This is a genomic window from Allosphingosinicella sp., from assembly GCF_036570505.1.
Lineage (GTDB): Bacteria > Pseudomonadota > Alphaproteobacteria > Sphingomonadales > Sphingomonadaceae > Allosphingosinicella.
Genome location: NZ_DATCYB010000048.1, coordinates 1 through 15,000, shown reverse-complemented (window position 1 = coordinate 15,000; position 15,000 = coordinate 1). Strand labels below are relative to the sequence as shown.

Below are 15,000 nucleotides of genomic sequence, written 5' to 3'. Positions count from 1 at the left end.
TCGGCTGGCACGTCGTCAAGGTCGAAGGCGTCACTCGCACCGCCGCCACGCCGCTGGCCGAGGCGCGCGACGAGAACGCCGAGTCGCTCACCGCCCAGAAGCGCGAGGAGGCGCTGGGTGCGCTCGTCGCGCGGATCGAGGATCGCCTGGCCGATGGCGCGACCCTGGCCGAGGTCGCCGAGGCCGAGGGCCTTTCCATGCGCGAGACGCCACCGATCACCGGATCGGGCGTGCAGTTCGACAATCCCGAATTCAGGGCGCCGGAACTGCAGCCGGTGCTGGCGACCGCCTTCGACATGGGGCTAGACGAGGATCCGCTGGTCGAGACCCTGGCGCCGGGGCAGAGCTTCGCGATTATCGACGTCGCCCGCATCGTTCCCGCCGCCGCGCCGCCGCTCGCCGAAATCCAGGACCGGGTGAAGGGCGATCTGGCCCAGCGCCGCGCTCTCGACCGCGCCCGCGCCGTGGCCGCCTCGATCGTCGCCAAGATCAACGCCGGGACGCCGGCGCGTCAGGCCTTCGCCGAATCGGAACCCGCCCTCGGCGCACCCGAACCGATCACCGCCCGTCGCATCGACATCGCCCGTCCCGACCAGCCGGTACCGCCGCCGCTCACGATGCTGTTCAGTCTTCCCGAGGGCACGGCGCGCCTGCTCGCGGCCGAGGGCGGCCAGGGCTGGTTCGTGGTCCATCTGGAGGAAGCGACGCCCGGGGACGCGAGCGCGCAGCCGGGTCTCATCCGTGCCACCCGCGCCCAGTTCGAAGGCATTCTCGGCGAGGAATATGCCGAGCAGTTCGGCCGCTCGATCGAGCGCGGCCTCGACATCGAGCGCCACGACGACGCCATCGAGCGCCTGAGGCAGCAGCTGGCGGGGCCGGGGGCGCAGTAGACGAAGAGTTGCTAGGGCGCCGCTGCCCGCATCTCAGCCGCCGTGCTAAACTCCGATAGAACTCTGTTAATCTCGTGCTCTCTAGCGCCGGGGTCGAGGACTCCTTGGATATAGCTCACGAATTGTCGCTGTATCGACTCGAGCTTATCCCCGCATTCCGGGCGTTCGTCACGGATACAGTCATATGCCGCAAAGATTGCGTCCAGGACCGGCTGACGTAGTCCTCGATATGCCGCCGGCTTGTGTGAACCAATCTGCTCCGCGTGGCGGTTCGGAAAATACCATCGACCAGAGTCGAGGAGCGCGCTCAGTCGCGCCAGAATGTCCCGGCGTAAAAGGGGGTCGCTATGATCCAGCCGATACATATGAATCGCATCAGAAATGGTACCGCAAACACGATCTGCCCAAGCCCTGACGACATTGAAATACTGATCTGTCCACGCGCGGAGTTCCAGTCGATGCTGTTCCTTAGTCAGCCTCGTGATTTCCGCCTGATGACCGGCAGCCTCCCGCGCGTACCGTATCGACACAATCATGGAACCGACCGCTATCAAAGCGGCTGCCCAAGATGCGCCATCGCCAAAGTTCATCTGCGCTCTCCTTGGAGATAATCTAACACCATGATCCTCGTCGTCGACAATTATGACAGCTTCACCTGGAACATCGTCCATTATCTGAGGGAGCTCGGGGCGGCGGTGGAGGTGGTGCGGAACGACGAGCTCTCCGCCGCCGAGGCGCTGGCGACCGGGGCGGAGGCGTTCCTGATATCGCCGGGGCCGGGGACGCCGCACAAGGCCGGGATTTCGCTCGAGCTGGTCCGCCTCTGCGCCGATGCGCGGCGGCCGCTCCTGGGCGTGTGCCTGGGGCATCAGGCGATCGGCCAGCATTTCGGCGGCAAGGTGGTCCGGGCGGCACGGCCGATGCACGGCAAGACCTGCGCGGTGGAACATGACGGAACGGGCGTCTTCGCCGACCTTCCATCCCCCTTCACGGCGACGCGCTACCATTCGTTGACGGTCGCGCCGGAGCAGATGCCCGAGTGTCTGATCGTCAACGCGACGGCCCGGGACGCAACGGTGCAGGGCTTCAGGCACCGGGCGTTGCCGATCCACGGCGTCCAGTTTCATCCCGAGAGCGTGGCGAGCGAATGGGGGCACGAGCTGCTGAGAAACTTCCTGCGACTGGCCGCGCGCTTCTCCGGGCCCGACTCACGAAATCGGACCGCTTGACAGACTTCCGCTTGTTCCTTACACGTTCCTCATACGTTCCATGGGGGACCGACGATGCTGACGCGCAAGCAACATGAGCTTCTCTGTTTCATCCACGACCGTCTCGCCGAGACGGGGGTATCGCCATCGTTCGAGGAGATGAAGGAGGCGCTCGACCTCAAGTCCAAGTCGGGCGTGCATCGCCTCATTTCGGCACTCGAGGAGCGTGGATTCATCCGGCGGCTGCCCAACCGGGCGCGGGCACTTGAAGTGCTGAGGATGCCGGACAAGGGCGGGAGCAATATCGTTCCGCTCAGGGTCCCTGCCGCGGCCGCCGCCAACGACGTCGTCGAGCTTCCCCTGCACGGCCGCATCGCCGCCGGCACGCCGATCGAGGCGCTGCAGGGCACCGAAAGCCTCGCCGTCCCCGCCGCCCTGCTGGGGCCGGGAGAGCATTATGCGCTGGAAGTGTCCGGCGATTCGATGGTCGAGGAAGGTATCCTGGACGGCGATTTCGCGCTCATCCGCAAGACCGATACCGCGCGCGACGGGGAGATCGTGGTGGCGCTTGTCGACAATGCGGAGGCGACCCTCAAGACCTTCCGCCGCGAAGGCCAGATGATCCGCCTCGATCCCGCCAACCGCAATTACGATCCGCAGCGCTACCGGCCCGAGCAGGTGGTGGTGCAGGGCCGGCTCTCTGGGCTGCTGAGACGGTATTGAGGCCCGTTCGCTCCTTTCCCGGGACAGGACGGGGATCTGGAGCGAACGTCTGACCTCTGCTCCCCGGAAACCGGGAAATCAGCTCAGTTAAACGACGGCGGAAGAGGCAGTTTCGGCGGCGCGCCGGCCGGATTCATCTGCGCAAGAAGATCGGTTTCGCCCAACGGATCCTCGAATTCCAGGCAGGCGCGCGTGCCGTCGGCCCAGATGACCGTGCCGAGGGCCTCGAGACGGCCCCGCCTCAGCAGGGCATCGGTGCCGACCGACGGCAAGCCGTCTCCGGTTACGACCGCGTTGGTCGAAGAAAGCTCGCGCAGCGTTACCGGAAGCTCGCCCGTGGTCATCACGAGCTTCGCCGCCAGCAGGAGGCGCAGACGCGCACCCGCACCGGTCAGCGTCTCGGCCGGGCCGCCGACGACACTCAGCATAGCCTGTTTGGTCATTTCCCCACTCTCCATATTGCGTTCGGCACGCTGAATACGGTGGTAACCCTACCATCCCGTTAACCGTGCCTAAACCATTGAAAAGAAGCGCATTGTTTCGGAACAGGAACGAGCGTCGCCTCGGCGGACGACAAGAGCGGCCTGGCGGGATTCGAAGCGGAACGGACAGCGCGGCTGCGAGACTTACCGCTGTCCTGCCTTCTCGTCGTCGAAGCCGGCGACGCGGTCGGCGCGGTCGGCGGCCGCCTCTTCGGCTGAATAGACGTCGGCGCTCTTGTCCTGGGCGGAACGCTGGCCGCCCATGCCGATCAGCACGGCGATCAGCGCGATCACCACCATGGCGATCAGGATCTTGTTCGACGCGAACATCGAACCGCCCTCGAATTCGTCTTCAACCTGTAGCTTGTTCTCGTCCATCGCGCGTCTCCCGAGAGGCGTGGAAATTGCGCCCTCGCCGATCGGGAACGCCGGCTTTCGCGAAGGCGAAGCTATTATGCCCATTGCGACGCAAGCGATCAATCGGTCGGCAAAACCCTTTGGGGCGAGCCGAGTACCCTCAAGCGGCGAGCAACTCGGCGACCAGCCGGGTCGCGGGGCCGCCGGCCAGGGACGGGGTATTCTCGATCCGGTGCATCTGGAGCGTGAAGGCGGTGGCGCGTTGCTCGTGCGTGCGCCGCGCCTCGGGAGTCGTGGCGCGGCGGGCGGCGCGCAACTCCTCCACGACCCGGCGGGTATAATATTGCAGGTCCGTTTCCATGCGTCCTCTCCCAAGGATATGTTTTGTCGCGCCCTTACGGATTTCGCCGCCGGAGGAACGATGCGTTCGACGACGACGCCCTCTCCTTCGATGGACCGGCGCGCTTGCGACCAATGACGCGTCGCGGCCGACGAAGTTTCAGCGTTCGACGAAGGCCCGAAGCCGCGACAGGGCGTCGTCCCATTGCGCCGCGACGCCGTCGAGATAGGAGCGAGCCTCGGCGATCGGTTCGGGACGGAGCGCGAAGCGGCTTTCACGGCCGACCCGGCGGCCCTCCACCAGCCCCGCGGTCTCCAAAACGCGAAGGTGCTTGGTGATCGCCTGCCGAGTGAGGCTCGTATCCGCCGAGAGCCGCGCGATCGAACGGGTCTGGCCGTCGCTGAGCTTCATCAGGAGCGACAGGCGGGTCCGGTCTCCCAGGGCGGCGAAGATCGGCGCGGGGTCGGGAGCGCGCGCGTGCCCGCTAGCGCTCGACATGGGCTTTGATGTTCCCCATCTGCTCCTCCCAGCCGCCTTCGTTCGAGCGATAGGCCTCGTCCCGCCTCTCGGGCGGCAGGGCGTCGAAGCCGGATTCGGTAACCGTCAGCCGAGTGCCCGCATCGGTGGGCTCGAGCCGGAACTCGACCACGGCCCATGACCAGTCCTCCCGCACCTTCTGCTGCTCATCCATGTGAGGCCAACGGAATGAAAAGAGTCGCGGCTCGTCCATCGCCACGACCTCCGCCCTCCACGGCATGTGTTCGAATCCGGGATAGGTCATCTGTCCCGTCGACTCCGCTCCGGGGACGAAAGGCTGGTCGAGCCTGACCTTGAACCATTCGCCGAATTCCCGATGGTCGGTGAGCGCGCGCCAGACACGGTCGACGGGGGCATTGAGCTCGACGGTCTTCTCGATACGATCAGTCATGATGCAACCTCCTGGTTGCCTGTACATGGCGTGCCTGACTCAGATTGGCAACCATATAGTTGCATTTAGTCTCGATTCAGGGCCGGTCCGGCGCTTGCACCCAGGGATGACGGCCGACGCGGTCGGCGACGGTGGTGACGCGGGGCGAATCGCCAAGGGTGATGGACAGGCCCCCGGTCCCTTCGAGGAAGGCGCGGTCGGCCTTCAGCCAGCGGGGCACACAGGTGCGGGGCAGCGTGCGGTCGCCGACGACGATGTCGGCGGCGGCGCAGGCGCGCGCCAGCGGACCGTAGTCGACATAGTGACGGCTGCGGGTGGCGAGGAGCGTCCAGGTGCGGCCGTCCCGGACGATATGGGCGGCGCACAGATCGCGGCTGCAGGCGGCGGCGGGAAGGTCCTCGATCGCGGCGAGCTCGCCTTCATGGCCGGACGTTTCCGAAAGCATGTCGCGGACATAGTCGCCGGCCCGCGAACGAAGCAGCGCGAAGCCGCCTTGGGCGGTACGGACGGCGAGATGCTGGCCATCGCCGGTTACGACGAGATCGGGAGCCGGCGTCGAGAGAGCCCATGCGCCTCCGATAGCGACGGGAATGAGGCCCCAGCGGCGCCATCCGGTCTTCCAGAGGCAGATCCAGAGGCCGCCCGCCACGACCAGCGCGAAGGCGGCCATCGGCATGGTTGGAAGCAGCGCCACCGCCCCCGGGGTCTCGGCGACGGCATGAGCGAGGCCGAGCAGCAGCGAGAGCGTCTGCCCGGTCAGCCACCAGAAAGGCGCGCCGAGGCCGATCAGGTCGAACAGGAGGGCCAAAGCCTCCAGGGGCATGATCACGAAGGTGGTCAGCGGAATGGCGACCACGTTGGCGAGCGCGCCGTAAAAGCCCGCCTTGTGGAAATGATAGAGGGCGATGGGCGCCAGCGCGATCTCGACGGCGAGGCCGGTGAGGATGAGCGCCAGGAGGAAACGGCCCGTTTTCTGCACCACGCCTTCGTCGCGGCGTGAGAGCAGCGCCTTCATGCGCGGATGCTCGTGGAGTGCGACGATGGCGGTGATGGCGGCGAAGCTCAGCTGGAAGCTGGGGCCGGCGACGGATTCGGGCCAGAAGAGAAGGACGATGAGCGCGCCCACCGCGACGAGGCGAAGGGTGATGGCCTCGCGCCCGAGGGCGACGCCGATCAGGACCAGGATGGCGGCGACGCAGGCGCGGACGGTGGGCACCTCGGCGCCGGTGAGTATCGTGTAGGCGATGCCGGCGAGGGCACCGGCGCCCGCCGCGACGACGGTAAGGCGGAAGCGGAGCGCGAGCGTGGGGCTCAGCGCCAGCAGCTTCAGGGTCAGCAGCATCACGGCGCCGACGACGGCGGTGACGTGGAGACCGCTGACGGACAGGAGATGGGCAAGGCCCGAGCGGCGCATCGCCTCGGCATCCGCTTCGGAGATCGCGCCCTGGTCGCCGGTGGCGAGCGCGGTGGCGATGCCGCCCTCCCCGCCCGAAAGGCGCGACTGGATATGATCGGCGAGCGATTGTCGCCAGCCGGCGATACGAGCGCTCCACCTCCGCTCTCCAGTGGGGGCGACGACCTCGATCGTGTTGGCGCGGCCGGTGCCGCCAAGCTCGTGGAACCAGGCGTAACGGGCGAAATCGTAAGCGCCGGGCACAGCCATGGGCGGGGGCGGCATCAGCCAGGCCCGGATGCGGACCGTGGCGCCCGGCTGAAGGGCCGGCCCGGCGTCCTCGGCGTCGACGTTGACGCGGAGCCTGGGCGGAAGGCCGGTCTCCTGTGGGCGGACGACGAGACGAACGGATTCCCGTGCGGGAAGACGTTGGAAGGATTCGATTTTCGCCGTGAACTCGGCCATGCGGGCATATTCCAGTACCGGCGCGGCGACCCGTTCGGCCTTCCACCAGATATGGGCGCAGCCCAGGGCGGCGGCGAAGGCGAACAGGGCAACCGCCTTGCCCCACCGAGTGCCGAGGCCGAGGCCGAGCATTGCGAACAGCAACGCCCCGCCCGCGAGCAGGAAGGCAGTCCAGGCATTTGCACCCGGCAGCGCGAACCAAGCGGCGATGCCGAGGCCGAGGCCGAGGCCGACCGGGAGCCATAGCGGAAGCTGGTCGCGCTCCGCATCGAAGCGGGCTTCGAGCCGTTCGCTGATCTTCGCGAACCCCCTGCCCCATCCTGCCGATCGCCCCGTTTGTCGCGGTCCATCCGCTATGCTAGGGGCGCCCCTGTCATCCGCCGGCATGGCCGGCATCCTTGGAGAATTGGCGCTTGAGCGCAACCACCGAATCTCGCCCGGTCGTCACCCGCTTCGCGCCCTCCCCGACCGGATTCCTGCATATCGGCGGCGCCCGCACCGCTTTGTTCAACTGGCTCTATGCCCGCCACCATGGCGGCAAATTCCTCCTGAGGATCGAGGATACCGACCAGGCGCGCTCCACCCAGGCGGCGATCGACGCGATCCTCGACGGCATGAAATGGCTCGGCCTCGATTGGGACGGGCATGAATATTACCAGTCCCAGTTCGCGGCGCGCCACGCCGAGGTCGCGCAGGAGCTGCTGGCGCGCGGGCAGGCCTATCGCTGTTATATGACGCAGGAGGAACTGGCCGAGCAGCGCGCCAAGGCGCAGGCGGAGCGGCGGCCGTTCAAGGTGAACAGCGTCTGGCGCGACTGTTCGCCGGACAGGCCGACGCCCGACGCGCCCTTCGTCATTCGCCTGAAGGCACCGAGTGAGGGCGAGACGGTGATCGAGGACCGAGTGCAGGGCCGCGTCACCGTCCAGAATAGCGAGATCGACGATTTCATCCTGCTGAGATCGGACGGGACGCCGACCTACATGCTCGCCGTGGTGGTGGACGATCACGACATGGGCGTAACCCACGTCATTCGAGGCGACGACCATCTGAACAACGCCTTCCGCCAGCTCGGCATCGTCAAGGCGATGAGCTGGCCGGAGCCGATCTACGCCCATGTGCCGCTGATCCACGGCCAGGACGGGGCGAAGATGTCGAAACGGCATGGGGCGACGGGCGTCGAGAATTACCGCGACGAGCTCGGCATGCTGCCCGAGGCCTTATCCAACTACCTGCTGCGGCTCGGCTGGGGGCATGGCGACGAGGAGATCATTTCCCGCGAGGATGCAGTCAAATGGTTCGATCTCGACCATGTCGGCCGCTCCCCTTCCCGCTTCGATTTGAAGAAGCTGGAGAATTTGAACGGTCATTATATCCGCGAAGCCTCCAATGATCGGCTGGCGGAGCTGGTGGCGCCGAGGCTGGACCGCGAGATTACGGATGAAGAGCGTGCGCTCCTCGCCCGCGCGATGGACGGGCTGAAGCCGCGCGCCAAGAATCTCGACGAGATCGCCGAGGGTGCCGCCTTTCTTTTCAGGGCGGTTCCGCTGGACATGGACGAACGTGCCGCGGCGTTGCTAGAGGGTCAGGCGCCGGACCTGCTCGCCCTCGTCCATGCGGCCCTCGCCGCGCTTCCCGAATGGACGGCCGAGGCGACCGAGCAGGCCGTCAGAGGGGTGTCCGAGGCGGCCGACGTCAAGCTCGGCCAGGTGGCGCAGCCGCTCCGCGCGGCGCTCACCGGGCGGGCGACTTCGCCGGGGATTTTCGATGTGCTGGTGCTGCTGGGCCGTGAAGAAAGCCTGGCGCGTCTGGCCGACAAGATGACGAACAAGGAGCAATAAGCATGGCGGACAAAAAGGCCAGCCTCACCCTCGGCGGGAAGAGCTACGATTATGACGTGCTCTCGGGATCGGTGGGCCCGGAGGTCGTCGACATCCGCACGCTCTACGGCCAGACCGGCGCCTTCACCTACGACCCCGGCTTCACCTCCACGGCAAGCTGCGAATCCGCGATCACCTATATCGACGGCGACAAGGGCATCCTGCTCCACCGCGGCTATCCGATCGACCAGCTGGCCGAACATTCGAGCTTCATGGAGGTGGCGTATCTGCTGCTGCGCGGCGACCTGCCGAGCGCGGGCGAGCTGGACAATTTCACCTACACCATCTCGCGCCACACCATGCTGCACGAGCAACTCATCCAGTTCTACCGCGGCTTCCGGCGCGACGCCCACCCGATGGCGATCATGTGCGGCGTCGTCGGCGCGCTTTCCGCTTTCTATCACGATTCGACCGACATCACCGATCCGGCGCAGCGGATGATCGCCAGCCACCGCCTCATCGCCAAGATGCCGACGATCGCGGCGATGGCTTACAAATATTCGATCGGCCAGCCCTTCATGTATCCCGACAACAGCCTCGGCTATTCCGGCAACTTCCTGCGCATGACCTTCGGCGTGCCGGCTGAGTCGTTCGAGGTGAATCCCGTCGTCGAGCAGGCGATGCGGACCATCTTCATCCTCCATGCCGACCATGAACAGAATGCCTCGACCTCGACGGTTCGGCTCGCCGGCTCCTCCGGCGCCAATCCCTTCGCCTGCATCGCCGCGGGCATCGCCTGCCTCTGGGGCCCGGCCCATGGCGGCGCCAACGAGGCCGCGCTCAACATGCTGCGCGAGATCGGCACGCCCGACCGCATCCCCGAATATATCGCTCGCGCCAAGGACAAGGAGGACCCGTTCCGCCTGATGGGCTTCGGCCACCGCGTCTACAAGAATTACGATCCGCGCGCGAAGGTGATGCAGAAGACCGCGGAAGCGGTGCTGAAGGAGCTGGGCGTCAGCGATCCAGTGCTCGACGTGGCCCGCGAGCTGGAGCAGATCGCGCTCAACGACGAATATTTCATCGAGAAGAAGCTCTATCCCAACGTCGACTTCTATTCGGGCGTGATCCTTTCGGCGATCGGCTTCCCGACCTCTATGTTCACCGCCCTGTTCGCCCTTGCCCGCACCGTCGGCTGGGTCGCGCAGTGGAACGAGATGATCTCCGACCCCGATCAGAAAATCGGCCGCCCTCGCCAGCTTTACACCGGCCCGACGCAGCGAGACTATGTACCGGTGAACAAACGATAATATCTACCTCAAAACGCGGGAACCCGGGACCGGACCCAAGGGTTGAACAGCCATCCTGAGCCATCAAGCAGGAGGCATGTCATGGCGTCACGTTTTCTTGTTCCCTTTGGCGGGCACCGTGGGCTGATGAGCCCCGGCGATCCATTCCTGGACCTTCATCGCGAGATGAACCGCCTGTTCGACGACATCTATCGCGGCATGGGCGGATCGGAGGGCGAGCCAGGCGGCCTTATGACCGCGCCCCGGCTCGACGTACACGAGACCGAGAACGGGCTCGAAATCTCGGCGGAACTGCCGGGCGTCTCGCAGGACGATATCGACCTTCGGGTCGAAGGCGACATGCTCACCATCCGCGGCGAGAAGCGTAAGGAGCGCAAGGACGAGGCGGCACGGATCGTCGAGCGGTCCTATGGCTCGTTCCAGCGCTCGATCCAGCTGCCCTTCGCGCCCGATCCGGACCAGATAGAGGCGGATTGCGACAACGGCGTGCTGAGCATCCGTCTGCCGCGCTCTGTAGAGCAGGACCGTAGCCGCCGGATCCGGATCGGCGGCGGCCGCGCCCGAGAGGCCGGAAAACGGACGATTGAAGGTCAGGCGGCATCGTCCGGCGAGCAACCCGCCATCGGCAGGGGCTGGGAAGGCGGCGAAGAGCGCGGTCAGAGCGACCTATCGAAAGAGCAGGAGAAACGCGGCCAGGGTGCGCCGGCCTGATCCCCGACGCCGCGCGCTCGCCGTAATTCAAATCTCCGGGGAAAGCTCGCCGACCCAAGGCTGACTGCCGCCCTCCTCGACCGGATAGTCGAGGTCGCGCCAGGCCTTCATACCGCCGTCAAGCGCTGCGGCGCGGCGGAAGCCGAGTTCGCGCAAGGTCGCCGCGGCAAGCGTCGAAACGTTGCCATATTCACAGACGGTGACGATGCGCAGGGTCGGATCGGGGAGATCGTGGTTGACGCGGAGCTCCAGCTGGCCACGAGGGAGGTTTTGGGCGCCGGGGATGTGGGCGGCATCGTATGAGGCGCGCTCGCGCACATCGAGGACGATGAGGTCGTTGGCGCGCTCCAGAAGGCGGGTGCGAAGCTCGGCCAGAGACATGAAGGGCACCTTGCCGGCCGCCTCGCCGAGAAGCTGGTCCACCGTCTTGCCTCCCGCCATGTTGGTGCGAAGCGCCTCGGTCATGTGATCGGGCGCGGAGAGATTGAGACGGTTCATCATCTCCACGAAGGCGCTTCGCTCGCGGGCCTGAAGGCGGGGATTTTCGGCGATCTCGCGGCCGATCGTGCTCGACTTCCGGCCCGAATAGTCGTGGCCCGGGAAGACCATGATATCGGGATCGAGGGTCAGGAGCCGGTTGAACAGGCTGTCGTAGAGAGCATCGGGATCGCCGGTGGGGAGGTCGGTGCGGCCGGTGCCGCCGACATGGAGCGTGTCGCCTGTGAAGACACGGTCGCCCGCCAGCAGGCACATGGAATCGCTGGTGTGGCCAGGCGTGTGCATCGCCTGGATGCGGATGTCGCCGACGATCAGCATGTCGCCCTCGTCGAGGCGGAGGTCGGCATAGGGCGCCGGGCTGGCGCTGTGCATGACGGCGGGGATGCCGAACTCCTCCTTGAGCTGGCGCACGGCGGAGAAATGGTCGGCATGGGTATGCGTGTCGATAGCGTAGCGCAGGCGCAGGCCCTCGCGCGCCAGGAGCCCGCGATAGCGATCGATATGCACCAGCGAGGGATCGATCAGGACCGCCGTGCATTTGTCCGCGCACCCGAGCAGGTAGGACTGGCAGCCGCCATTGCCGATCTGGTGGAAGATCATCGCCCAGCATCTCCTGAATCGGGGAGCGCCGCCGACATGGTGGACGGCGCTCCCACCTATTCTACACCGGTTCGGACTTGTGGATCACGTCGATATCGGCCTTCGGGAGGTCCGCCCTACCCGGCTGCGGGACTAGCCGCATATAGGAGGTGACGGACTTCCAGCCCGCCGGGAAGAGGGCCCGCGCCTCCTCGTCCGACACGGACGGGACGATGATCACACCCTCGCCCTGCGACCAGTTGACCGGCGTCGCGACCTTATATTCGGCGGTGAGCTGGCACGAATCGAGGAGCCGGAGCACTTCGAAGAAGTTTCGGCCGCTGCTCATCGGATAGATGAGAATCGCCTTGATGAGCTTGTCCGGCCCGATCAGGAAAACCGTGCGGACCGTCTGATTGTTGGCCGCTGTGCGACCTTCGGCGCTGTCCCCCGACTCCGCCGGAAGCATGTCGTAGAGCTTGGCGACATTCAGGTCGTGATCGGCGATGATCGGATAGTTTACCGTTCCGCCGGTCACGCGCGCGATATCGTCGAGCCAGCGTTTATGATCGCCCACGGGGTCGACCGAGAGGCCGATGACCTTGCAGTCGCGCTTCGCGAATTCCGGTTCGGTCTTGGCGAGATAGCCGAGCTCGGTGGTGCAGACCGGCGTGAAATCCTTGGGGTGCGAGAAAAGCATAGCCCACGAGTCACCGATCCATTGATGGAAGTTGATACGTCCCTGGGTGGTGTCGGCCGTGAAATCGGGAGCGCGATCACCTATTCGGAGCGCCATGACATCCTCCTCTGTCTGGGAATCGCCGCTATAGCAAAATGGGGGCACGTTAACCATTGTGAACGACCGCTCCCGGGCGCGGAATCCGGGCGTCCCAGGGCGTCATACGAAATCCGGCTCGATGACCTCGCGGCGCTCGATCCACGGCGGCACGGGCAGACCCTTGGATCGCAGGAATTCGGGGTTGAAGAGACGGGATTGGTACCGCGTTCCATAGTCGCAAAGTACGGTGACGATCGTGTGCCCCGGTCCCATCCGCCGGGCCAGCCGAATGGCGCCGGCGACGTTGATCCCGGAGGACGGGCCCAGGCACAGCCCCTCATGCCGCAGCAGCTCGAAGACGACGGGGATCGCCTCTTCGTCCGGGATCTGGAAGGGCGCGTCGATGGTCAAGCCCTCCAGGTTTCGCGTGATCCGCCCCTGCCCGATGCCTTCGGTGATGGAGTTGCCGCTGCTTTCGAGAACGCCGGTCGTGTAATAGCTGTAAAGCGCGGCGCCCATCGGATCGGCGAGGCCGATGGCGACGTCGGAACGTCTTTCGCGCAGCGCCGTCGCCACTCCGGCCAATGTGCCGCCCGTCCCCACCGCGCAGATGAAGCCGTCGATCCGGCCACCAGTCTGCTCCCATATTTCGGGACCGGTGGTCTCGACATGGGCCTGGCGGTTCGCGACATTGTCGAACTGGTTGGCCCAGACCGCGCCATCGGGCTCGGTCTCCGCCAGGCGCGCGGCGATCCGCTCCGACACCTTCACGTAATTGTTGGGGTTGGCGTACGGAACCGCCGGGACCTCGACCAGCTCGGCGCCGAGCGCGCGAAGCGTGTCCTTCTTCTCCTGGCTCTGCGTCTCGGGGATGACGATGACGGTGCGCATGCCGAGCGCGTTGGCGACCATGGCGAGGCCGATGCCGGTATTGCCGGCAGTGCCCTCGACAATGACGCCGCCGGCCTTCAGCACGCCGCGGGCGAGCGCGTCGCGGACGATATAGAGCGCCGCCCTGTCCTTCACCGACTGACCCGGGTTGAGGAATTCGGCCTTGCCGAGAATATTGCAGCCGGTTTCCTCGGACGCCCGCTTCAGGAGAATGAGCGGCGTGCGGCCAATCACGTTCAGGACGCCGTCACGGATATCCATCGCCCACGCCTTCCGTGGAAGAGAGACTTCGCCTTAGCATAAGGCGCGGGCGGGCGGCTATCCGGCAAGCCGGGTAAGGTGACCGTCTCGCCATTTCCGGTTACCGGAACCAACGTCCCCGGCTTATCGCAGCGGCAATGTGAATGTGAAGCGGGCGCCCTGGCCCGGCGCGCTGTCGACCGAAATGTCTCCGCCCATGGCGCGGGCGAGCCGGCGGGCGATGTATAGGCCGAGACCGGTACCGCCGGGCTCGTTGGGATCGACGCGCTCGAACTTGTCGAAGATGCGGGCCTGATCCTCGGGAGCGATTCCCTTGCCTTGGTCGGCGATGATGAGGGCGGCGAGATCGTCCTCGCGGTCGCAGCGCACCCAGACCATGCCGCCTTCCGGCGAATAGCGGATGGCGTTGGTGAGCAGGTTCATCACGATCTGGAGCGCGCGCCTGAACTCGCCGGTGGCGGGCAGCGTCTCATTCTCGCCGGGCCTGTCGATGCCCACCTTCGCGTCCGCGGCGCGCACCGACAGGAGACCGGCGGCACGGCGGGCGACGTCGGCGAGGTCGACGGGGTCCGCCTCCGGCCTGAAGTCCGGCCGCTCGATCGCCTGGAGGTCGACGAGGTCGTCGACCAGAGCGAGGAGATGGCGGCCTGCGGTGGCTATGTCGTGGGCATAGCCGGCATAGTCGCGGCGGAGCGGCCCGTCGGGCTGCGCGCCGATCGTCTCGGCATTGGCGATGATGTGATCGAGCGGGACACGCAGAGCCTTGTCCAGCCGTTCGCCGAAAGCGGGAGAATCCTTGAGCGGCGGCTGAGACGGCGCGGCGTCGTTGGCGGGCGGTTCCGGCAGCCATTTGGGAAGGCTGGACGCCGCGCCCCGGAAGCCGGCGAAGCGGCCAGCGCCGTCGATGAGGGGTACGGCGCTGAGGCGGTAGCGGGCTTTGCTTTCCGTGCGGAGGTCGGCGAATTGGTCGTCGAAACGCCGCTTCTCGGCGAGCGCATTGAGAATGGGCAGCGCCCCGTCCTCGCCTTCGTGGAAGCGGAACAGGCGGGTGAGCTGCTTGCCGATGAGATCGGCCGGCACCTTTCCGATAGCCGCCGCCGCGGCGGGCGAAAGCGTCGTGAAGCGGAGCGCCTCGTCGGTCTCCCACATCCAGTCGGCCGAGGCGCGGAGGAAATCGGTCTCGCGCTCGACCTCCGGTGAGGCGGCCGGGGCGCGGGCGGGGCGTTCGGTCCAGCCGCCAATCGCGATGTCGATGCCGTCCCCGGACGGCTCGGCGCGGACCCACAGGTCGAGGTCGCGCTCCCCGTCGGCGGCGATGACGGCGCGCGAGATGACGATGCCGAGCCGGCGCGACAGGCGGGCGAGCGAA

At 66.3% G+C, this 15,000-nt stretch carries 16 protein-coding genes and 1 pseudogene; 6 read left to right on the top strand and 11 right to left on the bottom strand.

Going from position 1 to position 15,000, the window contains the following annotated elements:
• Positions 1-890 (top strand): annotated as a pseudogene (locus tag VIR62_RS04540) (peptidyl-prolyl cis-trans isomerase); the annotation flags it as partial.
• Between the two features lie 11 nt (positions 891-901).
• Here the strand turns inward: VIR62_RS04540 and VIR62_RS04535 are convergent.
• A complete protein-coding gene (locus VIR62_RS04535) occupies positions 902-1,480 on the bottom strand; it encodes a hypothetical protein (RefSeq protein ID WP_431869070.1) in 579 nt (192 codons plus the stop codon).
• Positions 1,481-1,510: 30 nt separating this feature from the next.
• Here VIR62_RS04535 and VIR62_RS04530 point away from each other — a divergent pair, with 30 nt between their 5' ends.
• Positions 1,511-2,119, top strand: coding sequence for an anthranilate synthase component II (locus VIR62_RS04530; protein ID WP_431869068.1), 609 nt, complete (start codon positions 1,511-1,513; stop codon positions 2,117-2,119).
• A gap of 54 nt (positions 2,120-2,173) precedes the next feature.
• Positions 2,174-2,821, top strand: a complete 648-nt coding sequence (gene lexA / locus VIR62_RS04525) for a transcriptional repressor LexA (protein ID WP_431869066.1) — start codon at positions 2,174-2,176, stop codon at positions 2,819-2,821.
• An 83-nt stretch (positions 2,822-2,904) separates the two neighbouring features.
• Here lexA and VIR62_RS04520 read toward each other — a convergent pair whose 3' ends face one another.
• The 6 genes from VIR62_RS04520 to VIR62_RS04495 all read right to left on the bottom strand — a co-directional run bounded on the left by VIR62_RS04520 (position 2,905) and on the right by VIR62_RS04495 (position 7,173).
• Positions 2,905-3,264 carry a hypothetical protein gene (locus tag VIR62_RS04520; protein ID WP_431869064.1) on the bottom strand — a complete coding sequence of 120 codons (360 nt, stop codon included), beginning with the start codon at positions 3,262-3,264 and terminating at the stop codon, positions 2,905-2,907.
• A gap of 183 nt (positions 3,265-3,447) precedes the next feature.
• Complete coding sequence (locus tag VIR62_RS04515) at positions 3,448-3,681, bottom strand: hypothetical protein (RefSeq protein ID WP_431869063.1); 234 nt, start codon at positions 3,679-3,681, stop codon at positions 3,448-3,450.
• A gap of 139 nt (positions 3,682-3,820) precedes the next feature.
• Positions 3,821-4,021: a hypothetical protein gene (locus VIR62_RS04510; RefSeq protein ID WP_431869061.1), complete on the bottom strand. Its 201-nt coding sequence runs from the start codon at positions 4,019-4,021 to the stop codon at positions 3,821-3,823.
• A gap of 138 nt (positions 4,022-4,159) precedes the next feature.
• Positions 4,160-4,498: an ArsR/SmtB family transcription factor gene (locus VIR62_RS04505; protein WP_431869059.1), complete on the bottom strand. Its 339-nt coding sequence runs from the start codon at positions 4,496-4,498 to the stop codon at positions 4,160-4,162.
• Complete coding sequence (locus VIR62_RS04500) at positions 4,485-4,928, bottom strand: SRPBCC family protein (protein WP_431869057.1); 444 nt, start codon at positions 4,926-4,928, stop codon at positions 4,485-4,487. Before VIR62_RS04500 ends, VIR62_RS04505 begins: the two co-directional genes overlap by 14 nt.
• A 76-nt stretch (positions 4,929-5,004) precedes the next feature.
• Complete coding sequence (locus tag VIR62_RS04495; RefSeq protein WP_431869055.1) at positions 5,005-7,173, bottom strand: ComEC/Rec2 family competence protein; 2,169 nt, start codon at positions 7,171-7,173, stop codon at positions 5,005-5,007.
• 26 nt (positions 7,174-7,199) lie between these two features.
• Here VIR62_RS04495 and gltX point away from each other — a divergent pair, with 26 nt between their 5' ends.
• From gltX to VIR62_RS04480, 3 genes are all read left to right on the top strand, one after another.
• Positions 7,200-8,624 (top strand): glutamate--tRNA ligase, encoded by a 1,425-nt coding sequence (gene gltX, locus VIR62_RS04490; protein WP_431869053.1) that lies wholly within the window; start codon positions 7,200-7,202, stop codon positions 8,622-8,624.
• 2 nt (positions 8,625-8,626) lie between these two features.
• Entirely contained in the window at positions 8,627-9,913 is a 1,287-nt protein-coding gene (locus VIR62_RS04485) for a citrate synthase (protein ID WP_431869052.1), read from the top strand.
• 81 nt (positions 9,914-9,994) lie between these two features.
• Positions 9,995-10,624 (top strand): Hsp20/alpha crystallin family protein, encoded by a 630-nt coding sequence (locus VIR62_RS04480; RefSeq protein WP_431869050.1) that lies wholly within the window; start codon positions 9,995-9,997, stop codon positions 10,622-10,624.
• Between the two features lie 27 nt (positions 10,625-10,651).
• Here VIR62_RS04480 and VIR62_RS04475 read toward each other — a convergent pair whose 3' ends face one another.
• The 4 genes from VIR62_RS04475 to VIR62_RS04460 all read right to left on the bottom strand — a co-directional run.
• Positions 10,652-11,722 (bottom strand): MBL fold metallo-hydrolase, encoded by a 1,071-nt coding sequence (locus VIR62_RS04475; protein ID WP_431869048.1) that lies wholly within the window; start codon positions 11,720-11,722, stop codon positions 10,652-10,654.
• Between the two features lie 61 nt (positions 11,723-11,783).
• The gene (locus VIR62_RS04470; RefSeq protein WP_431869046.1) at positions 11,784-12,497 is read right to left on the bottom strand and encodes a peroxiredoxin; all 714 of its coding nucleotides are present in this window, start codon (positions 12,495-12,497) and stop codon (positions 11,784-11,786) included.
• Positions 12,498-12,599: 102 nt separating this feature from the next.
• Positions 12,600-13,631 carry a cysteine synthase A gene (locus VIR62_RS04465; RefSeq protein WP_431869044.1) on the bottom strand — a complete coding sequence of 344 codons (1,032 nt, stop codon included), beginning with the start codon at positions 13,629-13,631 and terminating at the stop codon, positions 12,600-12,602.
• 123 nt (positions 13,632-13,754) lie between these two features.
• The coding region (locus tag VIR62_RS04460) for an ATP-binding protein (RefSeq protein WP_431869042.1) at positions 13,755-15,000 on the bottom strand (1,246 nt) is incomplete at its 5' end.

Excerpts from the sequence above, each read along its gene's own strand:
- VIR62_RS04535 (WP_431869070.1), bottom strand. The coding sequence starts at position 1,480 with ATGAACTTTGGCGATGGCGCATCTTGGGCAGCCGCTTTGATAGCGGTC.
- VIR62_RS04530 (WP_431869068.1), top strand. The coding sequence starts at position 1,511 with ATGATCCTCGTCGTCGACAATTATGACAGCTTCACCTGGAACATCGTC.
- lexA (WP_431869066.1), top strand. The coding sequence starts at position 2,174 with ATGCTGACGCGCAAGCAACATGAGCTTCTCTGTTTCATCCACGACCGT.
- VIR62_RS04520 (WP_431869064.1), bottom strand. The coding sequence starts at position 3,264 with ATGACCAAACAGGCTATGCTGAGTGTCGTCGGCGGCCCGGCCGAGACG.
- VIR62_RS04515 (WP_431869063.1), bottom strand. The coding sequence starts at position 3,681 with ATGGACGAGAACAAGCTACAGGTTGAAGACGAATTCGAGGGCGGTTCG.
- VIR62_RS04510 (WP_431869061.1), bottom strand. The coding sequence starts at position 4,021 with ATGGAAACGGACCTGCAATATTATACCCGCCGGGTCGTGGAGGAGTTG.
- VIR62_RS04505 (WP_431869059.1), bottom strand. The coding sequence starts at position 4,498 with ATGTCGAGCGCTAGCGGGCACGCGCGCGCTCCCGACCCCGCGCCGATC.
- VIR62_RS04500 (WP_431869057.1), bottom strand. The coding sequence starts at position 4,928 with ATGACTGATCGTATCGAGAAGACCGTCGAGCTCAATGCCCCCGTCGAC.
- VIR62_RS04495 (WP_431869055.1), bottom strand. The coding sequence starts at position 7,173 with ATGCCGGCGGATGACAGGGGCGCCCCTAGCATAGCGGATGGACCGCGA.
- VIR62_RS04485 (WP_431869052.1), top strand. The coding sequence starts at position 8,627 with ATGGCGGACAAAAAGGCCAGCCTCACCCTCGGCGGGAAGAGCTACGAT.
- VIR62_RS04480 (WP_431869050.1), top strand. The coding sequence starts at position 9,995 with ATGGCGTCACGTTTTCTTGTTCCCTTTGGCGGGCACCGTGGGCTGATG.
- VIR62_RS04475 (WP_431869048.1), bottom strand. The coding sequence starts at position 11,722 with ATGATCTTCCACCAGATCGGCAATGGCGGCTGCCAGTCCTACCTGCTC.
- VIR62_RS04470 (WP_431869046.1), bottom strand. The coding sequence starts at position 12,497 with ATGGCGCTCCGAATAGGTGATCGCGCTCCCGATTTCACGGCCGACACC.
- VIR62_RS04465 (WP_431869044.1), bottom strand. The coding sequence starts at position 13,631 with ATGGATATCCGTGACGGCGTCCTGAACGTGATTGGCCGCACGCCGCTC.